17 protein-coding genes are annotated in these 17,170 nt (G+C 56.8%); 9 read left to right on the plus strand and 8 right to left on the minus strand.

The annotated features are described in order from the left end of the window. Both ACEQWH_RS00975 and ACEQWH_RS00980 read right to left on the minus strand, forming a co-directional pair. Positions 1-1,595 (minus strand): glycosyltransferase family 2 protein (locus ACEQWH_RS00975; protein ID WP_370227461.1); only part of this gene is annotated, 1,595 nt, incomplete at its 3' end. 10 nt (positions 1,596-1,605) lie between these two features. Continuing rightward, positions 1,606-2,658: a glycosyltransferase family 2 protein gene (locus ACEQWH_RS00980; RefSeq protein WP_370227462.1), complete on the minus strand. Its 1,053-nt coding sequence runs from the start codon at positions 2,656-2,658 to the stop codon at positions 1,606-1,608. Between the two features lie 694 nt (positions 2,659-3,352). Between ACEQWH_RS00980 and ACEQWH_RS00985 the strand changes: the two genes are divergently transcribed. After that, on the plus strand, positions 3,353-5,014 hold the full coding sequence (locus ACEQWH_RS00985; RefSeq protein WP_370227463.1) for an ABC transporter substrate-binding protein: 1,662 nt from the start codon (positions 3,353-3,355) through the stop codon (positions 5,012-5,014). Between the two features lie 87 nt (positions 5,015-5,101). Here ACEQWH_RS00985 and ACEQWH_RS00990 read toward each other — a convergent pair whose 3' ends face one another. Continuing rightward, positions 5,102-6,235 (minus strand): zinc ABC transporter substrate-binding protein, encoded by a 1,134-nt coding sequence (locus ACEQWH_RS00990; RefSeq protein ID WP_370227465.1) that lies wholly within the window; start codon positions 6,233-6,235, stop codon positions 5,102-5,104. A gap of 88 nt (positions 6,236-6,323) precedes the next feature. On the opposite strand from ACEQWH_RS00990, the gene ACEQWH_RS00995 reads away from it, so the two are divergent. Genes ACEQWH_RS00995 through ACEQWH_RS01005 form a run of 3 tightly spaced genes read left to right on the plus strand, consistent with a single transcriptional unit; the run spans position 6,324 to position 8,342 of the window. After that, entirely contained in the window at positions 6,324-6,797 is a 474-nt protein-coding gene (locus ACEQWH_RS00995; RefSeq protein ID WP_370227467.1) for a Fur family transcriptional regulator, read from the plus strand. Next, complete coding sequence (locus ACEQWH_RS01000; RefSeq protein ID WP_370227468.1) at positions 6,794-7,558, plus strand: ATP-binding cassette domain-containing protein; 765 nt, start codon at positions 6,794-6,796, stop codon at positions 7,556-7,558. The genes ACEQWH_RS00995 and ACEQWH_RS01000 overlap by 4 nt, the downstream gene beginning before the upstream one ends. Next, positions 7,551-8,342, plus strand: a complete 792-nt coding sequence (locus ACEQWH_RS01005) for an iron chelate uptake ABC transporter family permease subunit (protein ID WP_370227469.1) — start codon at positions 7,551-7,553, stop codon at positions 8,340-8,342. Before ACEQWH_RS01000 ends, ACEQWH_RS01005 begins: the two co-directional genes overlap by 8 nt. Here the strand turns inward: ACEQWH_RS01005 and ACEQWH_RS01010 are convergent. The 5 genes from ACEQWH_RS01010 to serB form a co-directional block, all read right to left on the minus strand. Beyond that, complete coding sequence (locus ACEQWH_RS01010; RefSeq protein ID WP_370227471.1) at positions 8,339-8,833, minus strand: DUF2478 domain-containing protein; 495 nt, start codon at positions 8,831-8,833, stop codon at positions 8,339-8,341. The genes ACEQWH_RS01005 and ACEQWH_RS01010 overlap by 4 nt on opposite strands. Before the next feature lie 72 nt (positions 8,834-8,905). Further along, on the minus strand, positions 8,906-9,673 hold the full coding sequence (locus tag ACEQWH_RS01015) for an isocitrate lyase/phosphoenolpyruvate mutase family protein (RefSeq protein WP_370227473.1): 768 nt from the start codon (positions 9,671-9,673) through the stop codon (positions 8,906-8,908). Beyond that, positions 9,670-10,734, minus strand: a complete 1,065-nt coding sequence (locus ACEQWH_RS01020; RefSeq protein ID WP_370227475.1) for a bifunctional transcriptional activator/DNA repair enzyme AdaA — start codon at positions 10,732-10,734, stop codon at positions 9,670-9,672. The genes ACEQWH_RS01015 and ACEQWH_RS01020 overlap by 4 nt, the downstream gene beginning before the upstream one ends. Before the next feature lie 92 nt (positions 10,735-10,826). Next, entirely contained in the window at positions 10,827-11,585 is a 759-nt protein-coding gene (locus ACEQWH_RS01025; protein WP_370227477.1) for a TSUP family transporter, read from the minus strand. Beyond that, positions 11,586-12,458, minus strand: coding sequence for a phosphoserine phosphatase SerB (serB, locus tag ACEQWH_RS01030; RefSeq protein ID WP_370227479.1), 873 nt, complete (start codon positions 12,456-12,458; stop codon positions 11,586-11,588). It lies immediately after the preceding gene. A 122-nt stretch (positions 12,459-12,580) separates the two neighbouring features. Between serB and ACEQWH_RS01035 the strand changes: the two genes are divergently transcribed. The 5 genes from ACEQWH_RS01035 to ACEQWH_RS01055 all read left to right on the plus strand — a co-directional run bounded on the left by ACEQWH_RS01035 (position 12,581) and on the right by ACEQWH_RS01055 (position 17,139). After that, positions 12,581-13,096 (plus strand): hypothetical protein, encoded by a 516-nt coding sequence (locus tag ACEQWH_RS01035; protein ID WP_370227480.1) that lies wholly within the window; start codon positions 12,581-12,583, stop codon positions 13,094-13,096. 156 nt (positions 13,097-13,252) lie between these two features. Further along, entirely contained in the window at positions 13,253-14,395 is a 1,143-nt protein-coding gene (locus tag ACEQWH_RS01040; protein WP_370227482.1) for a phosphoserine transaminase, read from the plus strand. 86 nt (positions 14,396-14,481) lie between these two features. Continuing rightward, positions 14,482-16,077, plus strand: a complete 1,596-nt coding sequence (gene serA, locus ACEQWH_RS01045; protein ID WP_370227484.1) for a phosphoglycerate dehydrogenase — start codon at positions 14,482-14,484, stop codon at positions 16,075-16,077. Between the two features lie 69 nt (positions 16,078-16,146). After that, positions 16,147-16,878 carry a metallophosphoesterase gene (locus ACEQWH_RS01050; protein WP_370227486.1) on the plus strand — a complete coding sequence of 244 codons (732 nt, stop codon included), beginning with the start codon at positions 16,147-16,149 and terminating at the stop codon, positions 16,876-16,878. 114 nt (positions 16,879-16,992) lie between these two features. Beyond that, positions 16,993-17,139 carry a hypothetical protein gene (locus tag ACEQWH_RS01055; protein ID WP_370227488.1) on the plus strand — a complete coding sequence of 49 codons (147 nt, stop codon included), beginning with the start codon at positions 16,993-16,995 and terminating at the stop codon, positions 17,137-17,139. The last annotated feature ends 31 nt before the right edge of the window (positions 17,140-17,170 follow it).

Here is a 17,170-nt window from a genome sequence, read left to right on the forward strand (position 1 = left end):
CGATAGAGCGTTTTGAACCCCCACGCCTGATGCGGTTTTCGCGTCATTTCGGCGGCGCAGCGGGTGTAATCACCGATGATTGGGGCGTCGCGAAACAGATGCTGGTCCGAGTTGCCAAACAGCCGCCATGTCATCGCAATCATATTGGCCTCGCCAACGGCCGCGAACAGATCCGGCAGGCGCCCGTCACCAACTTTGACGTTAATGAATTCATCCACGTCCATGCAGACCAGCCAGTCCGCCGCCTGCATCATGGGTTCACTGTCTGCGGCGTGCAGTGCAGCGTGTTGAGGTTTCAGACCCGTTTCGCGAAACGGGTTGTCGCGATGTTGCACCAGGCCTTTGGCCTGCAAAAGATCCAAAAAGTGGTCCGTGCCGTCGGTGCAGTCGTTGGTATAGACCAGAAAAGACTCGACCCCGATCACCCGATGATAGGCCAGCCATTCCAGAATAAACGGGCCTTCGTTTTTCATGCAGGTCACGATTGCGACCGAGTTCGGTTTCTTTGACGGGCGCTTGGCCGATTGCTGTGGCACAGGAACGGGCTTGGCGTTCCAATAGTCCACGGCATGGCGCATCAGGGTGGGCTCTTCGATCAATGCGGTTTTCGGCACGATTTTCGAGATCGACTCGGCGTTGTGGCGCAGGCCCATGTACCGGCAAAACGGCCAAGGTTCTGCTGCGCCGATGGCACCGCCCGGTGTGAAAAAAGGCCGCCACAGACGCGTTGTAGGGGTTTTTGCCGGGGCAAGACTCCAGCGTGTCAGTTTTTGAGAGGCGTCAAACTGCCGGCAAATGTGATCAGAGAAGTGCGGGGGCTGCCCTTTGCGGACGCGCCATGGATAAACAGAGGCACCCTGCAGCAGAATTGCGCCATTTGGTGCCTGCGCGACTTCATCGGTAAACCGCCTGCCTGGGACCGGCTCTAAAAGGTCACTTACATCCAACAGCGTCACGGTTTCAGCGGACTGAAGATAGCGCCAGCGGAGCAGTTCGATCACATTCAGCTGTGCAAGGGGTGCATGCCATGGGTCGGGTTCTGGCACTGTCATTCGGTCTTTGCCCGGCGCTTCGGGCGCGCAGAAGGGATGGGATTCGGCGGGCAAAGTGGGATCGCCAAGCGGCAGGTCGCATTGAACGACGGTGAGCGTGTGCAGGTCAGGCAGATCGCGGGTGGCGCGCTTTAGGTCTTGGGCGAACCCAGTGTCTTTGGCCGGATCCGTGCGATCCACGATCAAAGCAGATGTGATGCCATGGCGTTCTACATGCCAGCGCAGCCAGTTCACCGTCGTCTCAACACTTTGCGTATTGCGAAAGGCCAGGATGCAATGCTGTCCGGCAAAGGCCTCGGTCTGTGGGTGCGAGACGCGGATGTGGGGCCGCACCTCTTGTGCGGGAAAGGCCAAAATCTGATGCCCTCCGACGGCGCGGATGCTGGCTTGCCGTGCGCTGAACTGACCAGCGGTCAAAGTGCCCACGCCAAACACCCGAATGTCAGACCCGACCGCAAGCACGTCCAGCGCATGGTCCTCGCCAAACCGCTGATGCGCGATCACATGGTGGTCAAACTGTGGATGGGCTGTTGCGTCTGACATGCGCGCGCGGTCACTCCTTTTGGGCGTTCTGAGCTTGATGGTACCAAGCCACCAAGCGACGTTGCAGGCGCGGGGACGGAACTTCGCTGCCGCCTGCGGTTATGAGTTTCGTCAGCAGGTTGTGAGTTTGCGGATCCAGGATCAGCTCTTGAAACCGTTTGTCGTGCCAGTCCACGCAGTCTTCATGCAGCTTGTGCATCCCGGGGATAAACAGCAGCTCTTCCAGTACGGTTTGCGTGGCCGGTGCCATCGCTGCAATCGAGGTATCCTCGACGGTGTTGAAATTCCGGTCCACCCAGTAAGACAGGTCGATCGGTTTCTTGCGGTTGGGCAGGCCGCGGGCGCGCTTAAGCAGGAACGCCGCAACAGATTTAACCGCGTAATGATTGATCTCGACCAAGTCGCGGGCCGGTTTGTGACCGAAGAACGAAATCCGCTTTTCGTCCATGGCAAAGTCCTGATCGATGAACTGACCGGACCCATCGACAAAAATCGGGCGTCGCGCTTTTGCCAAGGGTTTCTGTTGTGGGCGGTGGACGCCAAAGGTGCGAAACGGGCCAGAAGGCTTGAACATAGTTTTGCACAGGCTGGCCGAGATCGGGTAGGTCGCGTCCGCAGGAATGGCGCGGGTGTAGGTCTTGGTCACCAGCCGGTCGCGCGCTAAGACCTGACCGTTGTGCCCAAACAAGCGCCATTGCATCACAATGCCGTCCGCCTCGGGCGAGATCACGTCGATCAGATCGGGCAGAGTATGCGCACCGGTTTTGATATTCAGAAACTCGTCCACATCACTGACCAGAACCCAATCGGCTTTTTGCGTCAGCGGGTGCGCCCAGGCGGCCTTCAGCGCCTGCCATTGAATGGACTTCCCCTTTTCAAGCGTATGCTCGACAAGACGAACGATTCCCGCCCGCTGCAACGCCTTTAGCAGCGCAATGGTGCCGTCGCTGCAGTCATTGGCATAGATCAGAAAATCCGTGACCCCGGCCGCCCGATGATGGGCGATCCATTCCAAAAGGTACGGTCCTTCGTCTCGTACTGTTGTGACGCAAAGTATTCGCAAGGGGGTCTGCTCGGATTTTGTTTTTTTACGAGTCTATCAGCCTAGACGTAAAAAGCCACAAAAGACCTAAGGCGCGGCCAGAGGGATTCTCTCTCAAAATCACCCTGAAAGGTAACTTTTTCACTGAAAATTAGCGTTCAATGCGAAAAACTGCGGCACGTTGGCGGGAAAGGATTGGAAAATGTCGTTTTTCGACCAGAGGAAAAGACCCTCTAGAGGGGAGGGTTTAAAAATGGATTTTGGTGCTATGCAGCTTTGTTTCGCTACGTGCTCAAAAAGGTCTTTGGACCTCTTTGGTCGTGGTCTGAGTCGGCTAGACACCTTGTTTTCCAGCCTTCATTTCCACTTGTTCGGGCAAGCCCCGAGTCATTTTCATGTTGCAATTCATGCAGTTGCGCGGGATCATGATGACGCTCGTTTTCACAAGGTGACGTCTTTGGGGGGAAATCGACCAAAATTTGCACGCAATCATCCCACCCTTGGTGTCGGGATTTTGCGGTCCGAATGTGGCCTGAGGCCGCGGCGGTAACCTGCGAATTTAGCCCCTTGAAATCGCACAGTTTCAGGGTTGGCCGAAACCAGAAGTGGTCAAAAGACGACCTCTGGGATCAACATAACTTGAATCGCTTTAAGGCGGTTTTTGAAGAAGACTATAATCATAGGGGCGTATGCCTCACACACAGGGAGACTACACATGGAATTTCTGACACGTACCGGCAAACCTCTGCCAAAAGAGGTTGTCGATTCTGCCAAGAAAGCAGGCAAAGACGACGTATCCCGTCGTGAATTTCTTGCTATCGCATCCGCCTTCGGCGCGACTGCAGCGACTGCATACTCTATGCTGGGTATGGCAGCACCTGCACACGCGGCAGGCCACGCCAAGCAAGGCGGCACGATGCGTCTGCAAACTGAAGTGCGCGCGCTTAAAGATCCTCGCACATATGACTGGTCCCAGATCGCGAACTTCTCTCGCGGTTGGCTTGAGTATCTCGTGACTTATGAAAACGACGGTACATTCCAGCCAAGCCTGGTTGAAAGCTGGGAAGTGTCTGACGACGCGAAGACCTACACTCTGAACGTACGTAAGGGCGTCAAGTGGAACAACGGCGACGACTTCACAGCTGAAGATGTTGCACGCAACATCACCGGTTGGTGTGACAAATCCGTCGAAGGTAACTCGATGGCTGGTCGTATGGCGACCCTGATTGACGCAGACTCCGGTAAAGCAATCGAAGGCGCAATCGAAGTTGTCGACAGCCACACAGTTCGTCTGAACCTGCCAGCACCTGACATCTCTCTGATCCCAGGTATGGCTGACTATCCAGCGGCGATCGTGCACAGCAGCCACAAAGACGCAGACATGCTGTCTAACCCAATCGGCACCGGCCCATATCTGCCAGAATCTCTGGAAGTTGGCGTTAAAGCTGTTCTGGTTCGCAACGAGAACCACACATGGTGGAACGCAGGCAACGGCGCATGGATGGACCGCATCGAGTATGTGGACTACGGCACAGACCCAGCAGCTTGGGTTGCGGCGGCAGAAGCGGATGAATACGACGCGAACTACTCTGTTGACGGCGACTTCATCGACCTGATCTCGTCTTTGGACGGCTGGAACACCAACGAAGTTGTCACCATGGCGACCATCGTTGTGCGTCCAAACCAAGAAGCCGAAGTTGACGGTGTTGCACCTTATGCAGACGCACGCGTTCGCCGCGCTCTGTCCATGGCATGTGACAACAACGTTCTTCTGGAACTGGGCTATGGCGGTCGCGGTGTTGCTGCGCAAAACCACCATGTTGGTCCTGCGCACCCAGAGTTTGCTGACCTCGGTGTGCCAAAGCACGACCCAGCGGGCGCTTTGGCTCTGTTGAAAGAAGCCGGCATGGAAGACTTCGAGCACGAGCTGATCTCCATCGACGACGCATGGCGTAAGAACACCACCGATGCTGTTGCTGCGCAGCTGCGTGACGCGGGTATCAAGGTGAAGCGGACAGTTCTGCCTGGTTCCACATTCTGGAACGACTGGGCGAAGTATCCATTCAGCTCCACCAACTGGAACCACCGTCCTCTGGGTGTTCAGATTTGGGCTCTGGCTTACCGTACTGGCGAAGCATGGAACGAATTTGGCTGGTCCAACTCTGAGTTTGACGACATCCTGACTCAGGCTCTGGCGACAGCAGACGTCGACGCACGTCGCGCTCTGATGGAAAAAGGCGAGACCATCATCCGCAACGAAGGCGTGACCATCCAGCCATACTGGCGGTCTCTGTACAACCACACCCGCGAGGGTCTGGAAGGTGCGGGTCACCACATCACCTTCGAATTCCGCCCAGCAGAGGTTCACTGGACCTAATCCTGACGGATACACAAACAGAAAGGGTCGCCCTCGGGCGACCCTTTTTTTTGTGTTTATGCTGGCTTGAAAAGCGGTGGGAACCGCTTAGCTGACACAGCCTTCAATGGAGTCTGCGAGGTTCTGCAGCAGCTCGGAATACAGACCCGCGCCCAGATCCAGGCCAACACCCAGCGGATCCAGCGAGGTTGCGGACACCTGACCGTTGGTCACGGATTGTACCAGCGCGTCGCTGAACTGAGGCTCAGAGAAGACACAGGTGATGCTGTGTTCCTGGATCTCTTCCTGAATTTCGGCCAGACGCGCTGCGCTTGGCGGGGTTGCATCGCTGACTTGCAACGCACCGGTAGCTTTCAGCCCCGTCGCGTTCTCGAAATACTGATAGGCATCGTGGAAGACGATGAACTTAGCACCGCTATATGGCGCAAGTTGGGCCTTGAGAGAGTCCTCCAGCGCTTCCAAAGATTCGGCAGCTGCGGCCGCGTTCGCTTCGTAGGTTGCAGCGTTCTCTGGATCTAGCTCTGCAAGGTGCTCGGCGATCTCGCCAACCCATTTTGCGGCGTTGTGTGGGTCCAGCCAAGCATGCGGATCAGCGCCGTCATGATCGTGACCATGGTCGTCATGTCCGTGATCATCATGTCCGGCTTCTTCTTTGTGATCATCGTGACCGTCTTCGTCGTGATGGTCGTCGTCGTGCCCATGATCGTCGTGATCATCGTGATCGTCGCCATGGTCATCGTCATGCCCATGGTCGTCGTGTTCATCGTCCTTGTGCTCGCCGTGATCATCATGGTCGTCATCGTGTCCATGATCGTCGTGCTCATCACCATGCTCGTCGTCATGATGATCGCCGTGGTCGCCATCCTTCGCGAAAATCGGTGTCTCACGGAAGTTCAGAACCTCTGTGCCATGCGCATGCAACAGCTCCAGCGACTCGGCTTCGGGAGCCAGTGTCTCGATGGAAGACTCAAGCCAAGGTGTCAGATCTTCGCCGATCCAAACAACCATATCCGCATTCTGCAATGCACGTGCCTCGGAGGGGCGCATCGCGTAGCCGTGCGGTGAACTCCCTTGCTTCATCAAAAGCTTAGGCTCGCCAAGATTGCCCATGACCTGGGCAACCAACGAATGAACTGCGGGAATGTCGGTGACGACATTTGGGACATCTGCCTGCGCCGCCGTAGTGGTCAGCATCAGGGCCGTTAAAGCACGTATCTTCATGGGGCTCTCGTGTTATGGTATAACGTTCAGGGGGTTGCTTATCCAACTTGTTATAGTATATCAAGCCAAAGCTTTCGTCGGAGCCCCCATGACCAGTCCCGCATTTCACTCGCATGATCACACGCGTTGCGTTGCCGACGGCATGGACGCCGCGATTGCCTATTGCTCACAGCATGGATTGAAATTCACGCCTGTCCGTCAGCGTGTGTTTGAAATTTTGCTGTCGGAACACAAGGCCATGGGCGCCTACGACATTCTGGAAATCCTCGCGAAAGAAGGCATGGGAAGCCAGCCGCCTGTTGTCTATCGCGCATTGGACTTTCTGGGAAAGCACGGCTTTGTGCACAAGATCGAAAAGCTGAATGCCTTTGTGTCTTGCGACCACCCCGGCAAAGACCATGATCCGGCGTTTATGATTTGTCGCAGCTGCACCAAAGTGGTCGAAATGGAGGGCAGCCCAAGCTCTGAAATCTCCTCTGCGGCGCAAGACATGGGGTTTGAAGTTGAGGCAGTCGTCGTCGAAGCCGAGGGCCTGTGCCCAACCTGCCAGGACGAAAAATGACGCTTGTAAAAACCGTTGGTATGACCGTCCAGATGGGCGGAACGACTGCGTTGAAAAACGTGGACTTCTCGATTTCCAGAGGTGAAATCGTGACGGTGGTCGGGCCCAATGGATCCGGCAAATCCACTTTGATGCGGGCCATCATTGGGGCGATTGCGCCTACCAAGGGACATATCGATCGCCTGGATGGCCTGCGGATCGGCTATGTTCCGCAAAGCCTGCATATCGATCCGACACTGCCAATCACGGTGCGCCGGTTTTTGTCGCTGCCACATCGCAAGTCCGCGGCAGAGATCGAGGCCGTAATGACCCGCGTGCAGGCGGAAAACCTGCTTGAAAAACAGATGTTTACCCTATCTGGCGGTCAGTTCCAACGCACGCTGCTTGCGCGCGCATTGCTGGAAAAGCCGGATCTGCTGATTTTGGACGAACCGACGACAGGTCTGGATCAGCCTGGATCTGCGGCGTTCTATCGATTGATCGAAGACATCCGGCAGGAATTGGGCACGGCCGTCCTGATGGTTTCGCACGAGTTGCACGTGGTCATGAGCGCCTCTGACCGGGTGATTTGCCTGAACGGTCACGTGTGCTGTAGCGGCGCGCCTGATGTCGTGGCCTCGGCACCGGAATACCGCGCCCTGTTTGGATCCGGCACCCAAGGGGCCTTGGCGCTGTACCGGCACGATCACGACCACCATCATCATCACGACCACAACCACGATCATGATCACGGGCCGGAACAGGAGCATGAACATGCTTGATGATTTCCTTGTTCGCGCCACGCTGGCCGGGATCGGAGTGGCCATTGCCGCAGCCCCCTTGGGGTGCTTTGTGGTCTGGCGTCGCATGGCCTATTTTGGTGACGCAACAAGCCACGCGGCGATCTTGGGCATTGCCTTGGCGCTGGCGCTGAACATCTCGGTTTTTACCGGAGCCTTGGTCATCGCGCTTGTGATGGCGCTGACGGTGTCTACGCTGTCTGGCAAAGGCTTTGCGATGGATACTCTACTGGGTGTCACTGCGCATTCGGCCTTGGCCATAGGCCTCGTGGCCGTGTCCTTCCTGTCGGGGGTTCGACTTGATCTGATGGCCTATCTGTTTGGCGATATTCTGGCCGTGGGCCGGTCGGATCTTGCCATTATCTGGCTGGGTGCGGCCTTGGTGCTGTTGTTGATGTTGCGGCGTTGGTCTGCGCTTTTGACGGCGACGCTCAACCATGGGCTTGCAAGTGCTAGCGGCATCAACCCCAAGCGCGAGCAATTCATTCTGACGGTCAGTCTGGCGGTTGTTGTGGCCGTTGCGATCAAAGTGGTTGGCGTTCTTTTGATCGTGGCTATGTTGATCATCCCCTCGGCTGCAGCGCGTCCGCTGGCGCGTACGCCGGAAAGCATGGCGTTTTTCGCAGGCATTATCGGCGCCTTGTCCGCGGTCTTGGGCCTGAGGGCGAGCTATCTTTATGACACGCCTGCCGGACCAAGCATTGTCTGCGTGGCGGCGGGTCTGTTCCTGCTGAGCAATATTCTGGGGCGGTTTCGCGTCGCCTAGGTGTTAAACCAATCGGTCAGCGCGTCCGGGCTGGCTTCGATAAACTCGGCAGCGCCACCGCAGAAGTCCTCAAAGGATTGGCGATTCATGCCGTTGACGCCGCACACCACAGGCACGCCAAGTTCGATGGCCCGTCCAATGACATTGCGGAACCCGCGCCCGTTAGCCTCGTGTTTGCCGAATTTGTTGATGACCAACAGATCTGCATTCTCGGATATCTGATCTTCGACAACGACCACGGCCTGCTCGAGCGCATCGACATCCAGACGACAGCCGCGTGACTCTTTGCCAAGGTCTTGCGAAATGCGGATTGTGGGGCCGGTTGGCATCACGTGCACGTCCATATCGCATTTCGCACAGTCTTCGCGATCACTGTTCACCTGCACGACGCCGCAGACATGGGCGCCGTTGGCCTTTAGTCCGGTCGCAAACCGATACAGAACCTGATCCAGATCCCCTTTGCCTTCGGTCATGGTGAATGCGATTTTCATGGTCGTACCCTTTGTCGTTGCCCCTTATCTAGGAGGGCAACGCAAGGATTTCCATGATGAAATCAGATTTGACTAAGACCCAGTGTCTTGTTTGAAACGCACCGCCAGATCTTCAAGCATCTTCCGATAGGGCCAGGGGCCATGGCTGATGCGTGCCACGCCTAGGTCCGCCAACTCTTGTGGCGACGGGCAACCGGGCATCATCAGCACGTTGACCGGCAAGCTCGAGGCCTCACAAATTCGTCCGATCAGCTCTGGATCCACCAAAGCAGGAATGAAATAGCCGCTGGCTCCGGCCTCGGTATAAGCCTCCAGCCGCTCTAGGGCCTGAGGCATCAGACCAGCATGCCACTCGCGGTTGGCTTCTTTCAAAAACAGGTCTGTGCGGGCGTTGATAAACAGATCGACCCCAAAGGCGTCGGCCGCCTCGCGCGCGGCTTTGATGCGTTTGACCTGATCCTCTTGGCTGTGCAGCCCTTTGCCACCGATCATCTGATCTTCAAAGTTAATGCCGACCGCGCCCATTTTCATGGCCTGCGTCACATTGCGCGCAACGCCTGTCGGCCCGACCGCATAGCCGCCCTCAAAATCCAGTGTGACCGGCACGTCGACCGTTTTACAGATCCGGCTGATGTTCATCATCGCGATCTCGAGTGGCAGCTTCTCGCCATCGGTAAAGCCTTGGGCATCCGCAACGGACCAGCTGCCTGTTGCGATGGCGGGCGCGCCTGCATCGGCCAAAGCCTTGGCGCTGCCAGCGTCCCAGATGTTGTACAAAACCAGAGGGCGACCCGGTTCGTGCAACTCGGCAAAATGTTTCGCTTTATCTGCCTGTGTCATGCGGCGCTGTCCTTCACATAGTCCCGTTCCAGCTCGATCAGCCTTTGCTTGCGCCACAGCCCTCCGCCGTAACCCGTCAGGCTTCCATCCGCACCAATCACGCGGTGGCAGGGCACGATCAAAGCAATCTGATTGGACCCATTTGCCCGCGCGACGGCACGTGTTGCGCTTGGCTTCCCAAGATCCTTTGCGAGTGCCCCATAGGTCTCGATCTGTCCAGCGCCAATCGAGAGCAATCTGCGCCAGACCAATTGCGTGAACTCGGACCCATGCAAAGTCAGAGGGATATCAAATTCGCCCGATGTTCCCGCAAAAAACGCCTGAAGCTGGGTGCGCAGCGTGTCGTGGATGGGAAAAGCTCCGATCCCGAGCGAGCCCTTGGCATAGGTCATCAGCTTTTTCAGGGATCCCGGCAGCGCCTTGCGGTCAATGAATTCCAACAGGTGCAGGGATCGTTTGTCACAGACCGCCACCATAGGTCCCAATGGTGTATCGATCCAATCGGCGCGCAAGAGGGCGTCTTTGGCAAAGCTTTGCGGGCTTTGGCCCAGGAGTTTTGCAAAGGCCGTGCGAAAGGCACTGGGGCTTTCAAATCCTGCATCCAGCTGGGCTTCGATGACCGGTCCACCTTTTGCGAGCGTGGTAAAGCCCTCGCGCAGGCGGCGCTGGCGGGCCATTTCCAGGAAGGTCATTCCAAACTGACGCTTGAACGCCCGTCGTGCAGTTGATGGATCAATGCCAAGGCGGGCGACGTCGGATTCGCTGAAGCGATAAGAGGGCCGCGCCTCTAGCTCCGCAAGTAGTTTGGCGATGACGGGATCGACCTCGGCGTAGAGTGCAAGCGGTTTGCAGCGCTTGCAGGCCCGAAATCCTGCATCGATACAGGCCCCGATGCTGTCATAGAACTGGCAGTTTTCAGGCTTGGGGTTGCGGGCCGGGCAATCCAGCCGACAGAAGATCCCTGTCGAGGTCACCCCCACCCAAGCACGGCCCTCGTACGACGTGTCGCGGTTGCAGAGGGCGGTGTAGAGCGTGCTGTGGTCAGGCAATTTAAACATCATGGGCCAAGGGTAACCCGAGTCGCCCGTTCGTGGCGTCTAAAATCGGGCGCGAATGTTGGATTTGAGTATTTTTGACAAGGTGAAAAAGCCGTCTAGAGCATATCCCAGAACAGTTTTAGGGCCAGCGCCAGAGATGTCACGATCACCAGGGGCTTGATCAGGCGGGCACCGATTTTCTGTGCCAAAGATGCGCCAAGGCGGGCGCCCAAAATCTGCGCAAAGCCCATAGCGATCCCGGTGATCCACCAGGGCGATGCCACAAAGGCAAACGCCAGCATGGCGCCAATGTTGGAGGCAAAATTAAGCAGTTTGGTATGTGCGGTGGCCTTGAGAACGCCGTAACCTGCGAGGCTGACAAAGGCGAGCATAAAGAAACTGCCGGTGCCCGGGCCCAGAAGCCCGTCATAAAACCCGACCAGAGGCACCATTGTCGCGGTAAAGACCAAAGGGGACATGCGGCGCGCCCGATCCTGATCGTTCAGTCCTTTGGAGAGCCAGAAATAGAGCGCTATCGCGATCAGCAATACTGGTAGGAGCACGCGGATGAAGTCCGTCGGCAGGACAGAGATCAACAGCGCGCCGACAACCGAGGCCGCAAATGAGATCAGCGCGGGGCCGATATCGGTTTTCAGATCGACATGACCGCCTTTGGCATAGGTCAATGCCGCGGTGCCTGCGCCAAAGATCGCCTGCACTTTGTTGGTGGCGAGGGCTGTGACGGGACTTGCGCCGCTGAGCAGCAGGACGGGCACGGTGATCAGGCCGCCGCCACCGGCAATCGCATCCACGAACCCCGCCGCAAAGGCAGCCCCCAGCAGCAGGATCAGGATCTCGGCAGAGACCTCAAACATCTAGGCAAACTCGGATTTAGCGTAGCCTTGCAGGTAAAGAAGCGCGGTAAGGTCGCCGTGGTTGATGCGGATATAGCATTCGGCGGCCACCGAGGGTTTCGCGTGCAGCGCAACGCCTGCGCCCGCAAGTCCCAGCATCCCAAGGTCATTTGCGCCGTCCCCAACCGCCATAACGTCTGCGGCGGTAAGTCCGAGGCGGGCGGTGATCTCGTGCAGGGCTTCAACCTTGGCTTCGCGGCCCAAAATCGGCATGCCGACCTCGCCTGTTAGTTTTCCGTCTTGGATCAGCAGCGTGTTGGCGCGGTTTTCGTCAAACCCATGGCTGGCGGCGACATAGGCGGTGAAGGCCGTAAAGCCGCCCGACACCAACGCTGCGTATCCACCGTTTGCTTTCATCGTCGCCAACAGGGTCTGGCCGCCCGGCATAAAGGTAATGCGGGTGTCGATCACGGTCTGGATCACGCTTTCATCCAGATCTTTCAGCAGTCCGACCCGTTCGATCAGCGCTCCTTCAAAGTCCAGCTCGCCGTTCATTGCGCGCGCTGTGATGGCTTTGACGTGATCTCCGACACCGGCGACATCGGCGAGTTCGTCGATGCATTCCTGCTGGATCATGGTGCTGTCCATATCCGCCAGCAGCATTTTTTTGCGGCGGTTTTCGGCGGGTTGTACAATCAGGTCGATCTTGAGGGCCTGCAGATCTTGCCAGACGTCCCACTGGTTGTCCGGTTTGCTGGACAGCGAAAATTCCGCCGCTTCGCCTGTTGCCAGCCACTGGGCTTCGCCGCCGCCCCAGGCATTGCGCAGGTTCTCGACGGTTGCGCGGTCAAGGGTTGGGTTGGAGGGGTCACTCAGAAGGGTCGCGATAAACATAAAGGTCTCTCTTGTGAACTGGCGTTGACTGCCCATAGCCCAGAGGCCGCAGATTTACCAGCCGAGGTGATCCAGAGCGGTTGCCCAGACGTATTCACCTTAGTGCTGCACAGGAGAGACTTATGTTTGGTTTGATACGCGCAACTTTGGTGATGTCCCTGCTTTGGGCGTTGCCTGTGCATGCAAAGTCGATTTTCCCGACACTGACATCCGAGGATCTGAACGGCAAAACCCATACTTTGCCAAGCGGTCTTCCGGGTGATCCGACCATCGTATTCATTGCCTATAAACAGCGCCAGCAAGCCGCGGTGAATACCTGGATCAATGCACTAGGTCTGGATCCAAGCCGGGGTGCTGAATTTGTCGAGCTGCCCGTGGTTGGGTCCGGGGCGCGGTTGATGAAGTCGGTGATCGACAACGGCATGCGTTCGGGCATCGTTGATCGCAACATGAGGGCGCGCACAATCACAATTTATGAAAGTGCAGCGTCGGTGAATGCGCCTTTGGGCTTCTCAGGGCGCAACCAGATTCGCGTTTTGATCGTGACCCAGTCAGGCGAGGTTCTGTGGTCGACGTCTGGCCCGGCAACCTCTGCGCAGGTGACAGAGCTGCAGGCGGTCTTTACCGCCGCGCAGTGACGCAAAGTTTCCGATACGCGACGCTCCCCTTCCCGAACGGCAGTAAATCCCTTGTTTTTCGCCATTTTCCCGGTTGAGACTCGGACGGCGGCCATTTAGCTCCGGCGGTGGGACACCTCTCCCCAACGAGAGGCGCTTATCTGGAAGGGTAGCATTATGGCTATTGAACACCCGGCAACGCGGCCGGCTAACCCGCGTTTTTCGTCTGGCCCTTGCGCCAAACCCCCCACCTTTGATCTGAATAAACTCGCGGATGCGCCTCTGGGCCGCAGCCACCGTGCTGCTGTTGGCAAAGCCAAGCTGAAGGATGCCATCGAAGGCACTCGCGAGATTCTGGGCATTCCGGCTGACTACAAAATCGGTATCGTGCCTGCCTCTGACACCGGCGCGGTTGAGATGGCGTTGTGGTCGCTTCTGGGTGAACGCAAGGTTGAAATGCTGGCGTGGGAAAGCTTTGGTGCGGGCTGGGTGACGGATGTTGTCAAACAGTTGAAAATCGACGCCGAGGTCAAGACGGCGGACTATGGTCAGATCGTGGATCTTGGCTCTGTAGATTTTGCCAATGACGTTGTGTTCACATGGAATGGCACAACAGCCGGTGTGCGTGTGCCAAATGGCGATTGGATCGCGGATGACCGTCAGGGTCTGACAATTTGTGATGCGACCTCTGCGGCCTTTGCGATGGACCTGCCTTGGGACAAGCTGGATGTCACGACGTTCTCTTGGCAAAAGGTTCTGGGCGGCGAAGCGGCGCATGGCATGCTGATCCTGTCGCCTCGGGCGGTTGAGCGTCTTGAGAGCTATACGCCTGCATGGCCTTTGCCAAAAATCTTCCGCCTGACCAAAGGCGGCAAGCTGATCGAAGGGATCTTCACCGGCGCAACCATCAACACGCCGTCTATGCTGGCGGTCGAGGATTACCTCTTTGCGCTGGATTGGGCGCGTTCGGTTGGTGGTCTTGAAGGTCTGATTGCGCGCGCTGATGCGAATGCGCAGGCGGTGCATGACTTCTGCGCGGCCAATGACTGGATCGCAAACCTCGCAGAGGACGCGGCGACGCAGTCCAACACGTCGGTCTGTCTGAAGTTCACCGATGACCGTATCCAGGACGGGGCCGCTTTTGCCAAAGCCGTGGCCAAACGTCTTGAGGCGGAAAACATCGCTTTGGATATCGGCGCGTATCGTGATGCTCCGGCCGGTCTTCGGATCTGGTGTGGCGGCACAGTCGAAACCGCAGATGTCGAGGCCATGCTGCCTTGGCTGGCGTGGGCTTTCGACGCCGAGATCAACGCTCAGTAAATCACACGGCGGTGCGCCCTGCGCCCGCCCCTTCCCATTCCGCAGGTCGGGCGCATGCCCCGGCACATCCGAAAAGGACCAAAGAAATGGCCCCTAAAGTACTTGTATCCGACAAACTCAGTGAAACCGCTGTTCAGATCTTCCGCGATCGTGGCATCGACGTGGATTTCCTGCCTGACCTTGGCAAAGACAAAGAAAAACTGGCAGCGACCATTGGCCAGTACGATGGTCTTGCGATCCGTTCAGCGACCAAAGTCACCCCAACCATTCTCGAAGCCGCAACCAACCTGAAAGTCGTGGGTCGTGCAGGCATCGGCACCGACAACGTGGACAAGGACGCCGCCTCCAAAAAAGGTGTGATCGTCATGAACACGCCGTTTGGCAACATGATCACCACCGCAGAGCATGCGATCGCGATGATGTTTGCCGTCGCGCGCCAAATTCCCGAAGCCTCTGAATCCACCCACGCCGGAAAATGGGAAAAATCCAAGTTCATGGGGGTCGAGCTGACCAACAAGACTTTGGGTGTGATTGGCGCAGGCAACATCGGCGGTATCGTCTGTGATAGAGCGCGCGGTCTGAAGATGAAGGTCATCGCGTTTGACCCGTTCCTCTCGGAAGAAAAAGCAGCCAAAATGGGTGTTGAGAAGGTCGAGCTGGACACACTGCTGTCGCGCGCTGATTTCATCACTTTGCACGTGCCGCTGACGGATGGGACGCGTAACATCCTGTCCGCTGAAAATCTGGCCAAGACGAAAAAAGGCGTTCGTATCATCAACTGTGCCCGCGGTGGTCTGGTCGATGAAGAGGCCCTGGCAGAGCTGCTGAAGTCCGGCCATGTTGCTGGCGCGGCCTTTGACGTTTTTGCCGAAGAGCCTGCGAAAGAAAACGCGCTTTTCAACCTGCCGAACGTGGTCTGCACCCCGCACCTTGGGGCCGCGACCACCGAAGCGCAGGAGAACGTGGCACTTCAGGTGGCCGAGCAAATGTCCAACTATCTGCTGACCGGTGCGGTTGAGAACGCTTTGAACATGCCCTCCGTGACCGCCGAAGAGGCCAAGGTCATGGGGCCATGGATCAAACTGGCCGAGCACCTGGGCTCTTTTGCAGGTCAGATGACCGACGAGCCGATCCAAGCCATCAACATCCTTTATGATGGTGTGGCAGCGGACATGAACCTCGCGGCGCTGAACTGCGCGGTGGTTGCCGGCATCATGAAAAAGGCAAATCCGGACGTGAATATGGTGTCCGCACCTGTGATCGCGAAAGAACGTGGCATCCAGATTTCGACCACCAACCAAGAGAAATCCGGAAGCTTTGAAGGCTATATCAAAGTGACCGTTGTCACTGAGAAACGCGACCGGTCGGTTGCGGGTACGGTGTTTAGCGATGGCAAGCCACGCTTTATTCAGATCAAAGGCATCAATATCGATGCCGAGATCGGGGCGCATATGCTCTACACCACCAACCGTGACGAACCGGGCATCATTGGTGCGCTGGGTCAGACCATGGGCACAAACGGCGTGAACATTGCGAACTTTACGCTGGGCCGCTCTGATGTCGGCGGCGAAGCGATTGCGTTGCTGTATGTAGACGAACCCGTGCCAGCCGAAGCCCGCGCGGCGCTGGCGGAAACCGATCTGTTCACCCAGATCAAACCGCTGCAGTTCGACGTTGTTTAAGCTTCGCCAGATTTGCTAAAATAAAGCGCCGCCTCTTTTTGGCGGCGCTTTTTATTTAGGCGTCATTTCATGTCAAAAATTTTTGCCGTTGGCGATATCCACGGCCACTTCGATCAAATGGAACGTGCTTTGGATCTTATCTGGAGCGATGGCGGACATGAGGCGCAGATTGTTTTTGTCGGCGATTACATCGATCGCGGGCCCGACAGTCGTTTGGTGCTAGATTTTCTGATTGAGGCCAAGAAAAACGACCGTCCATGGACCATGCTCTTGGGCAACCATGATGATTATCTAAGGCTCTTCTTAGAAGACGGTAATGTCTTTGGGTCATTGTCGCGCGCAAATGTACCTTGGTTTGATCCAATCCTAGGCGGAGCGGAGACAATGGAAAGCTATGGCGTCGAAACCTCTGGGCGTCTCCATGAAGACATTCTGAAAGACGCAAGAAAAGCCGTCCCGCAAGAGCATCTGGATTTTATTTCCCTCTTGCCGCGTTATCACGCGACGCCTGAGCATATTTTTGTTCACGCGGGCATACGTCCAGGCGTACCGTTGCAGGATCAGGATCCCGTGGACCTGATTTGGATCCGCCAAGAGTTTCTGGATGACCCTCGCGACCATGGAAAACTGATCGTTCATGGGCACACAGCCGTTGATTTTCCTGAGAACGCTGGCAACCGCGTAAATCTGGACGGGGGCACTGGTTTTGGGCGTCCGCTCTATCCCGGCGTCTTTGAGGACGGGCGGGTTTGGATATTGACCGAGACCGGTCGCCAAGAGCTTGAGGTTAAAAAACGTTAACCTGGCTTTAACCTTGTTTCGCAAATTCGTCACATTTCACGCCATTTTCCGCCGTGCCTGACAGCAAAGGTCAGTTTGTGGGGGCGTGATATATGCTTATGAAAAGGTGACAAGATGCAGAAAGCACATACACGTCAGGCCTATGAACCAGCTGGCGCATTCCAGAAGTTCGTAGCCGCGCAGAAAGCGGAAACTCCAAGCGTTGTTCGTTTGATCAACGGGATGGGCGACTCCACTCTGTTCAAATCATTCCAATACTGATTGGACGATCAAAAGCAAAACAGCGGCGGGA

This window comes from Cognatishimia sp. (assembly GCF_964229375.1).
Taxonomy (GTDB): Bacteria; Pseudomonadota; Alphaproteobacteria; order Rhodobacterales; family Rhodobacteraceae; genus Cognatishimia.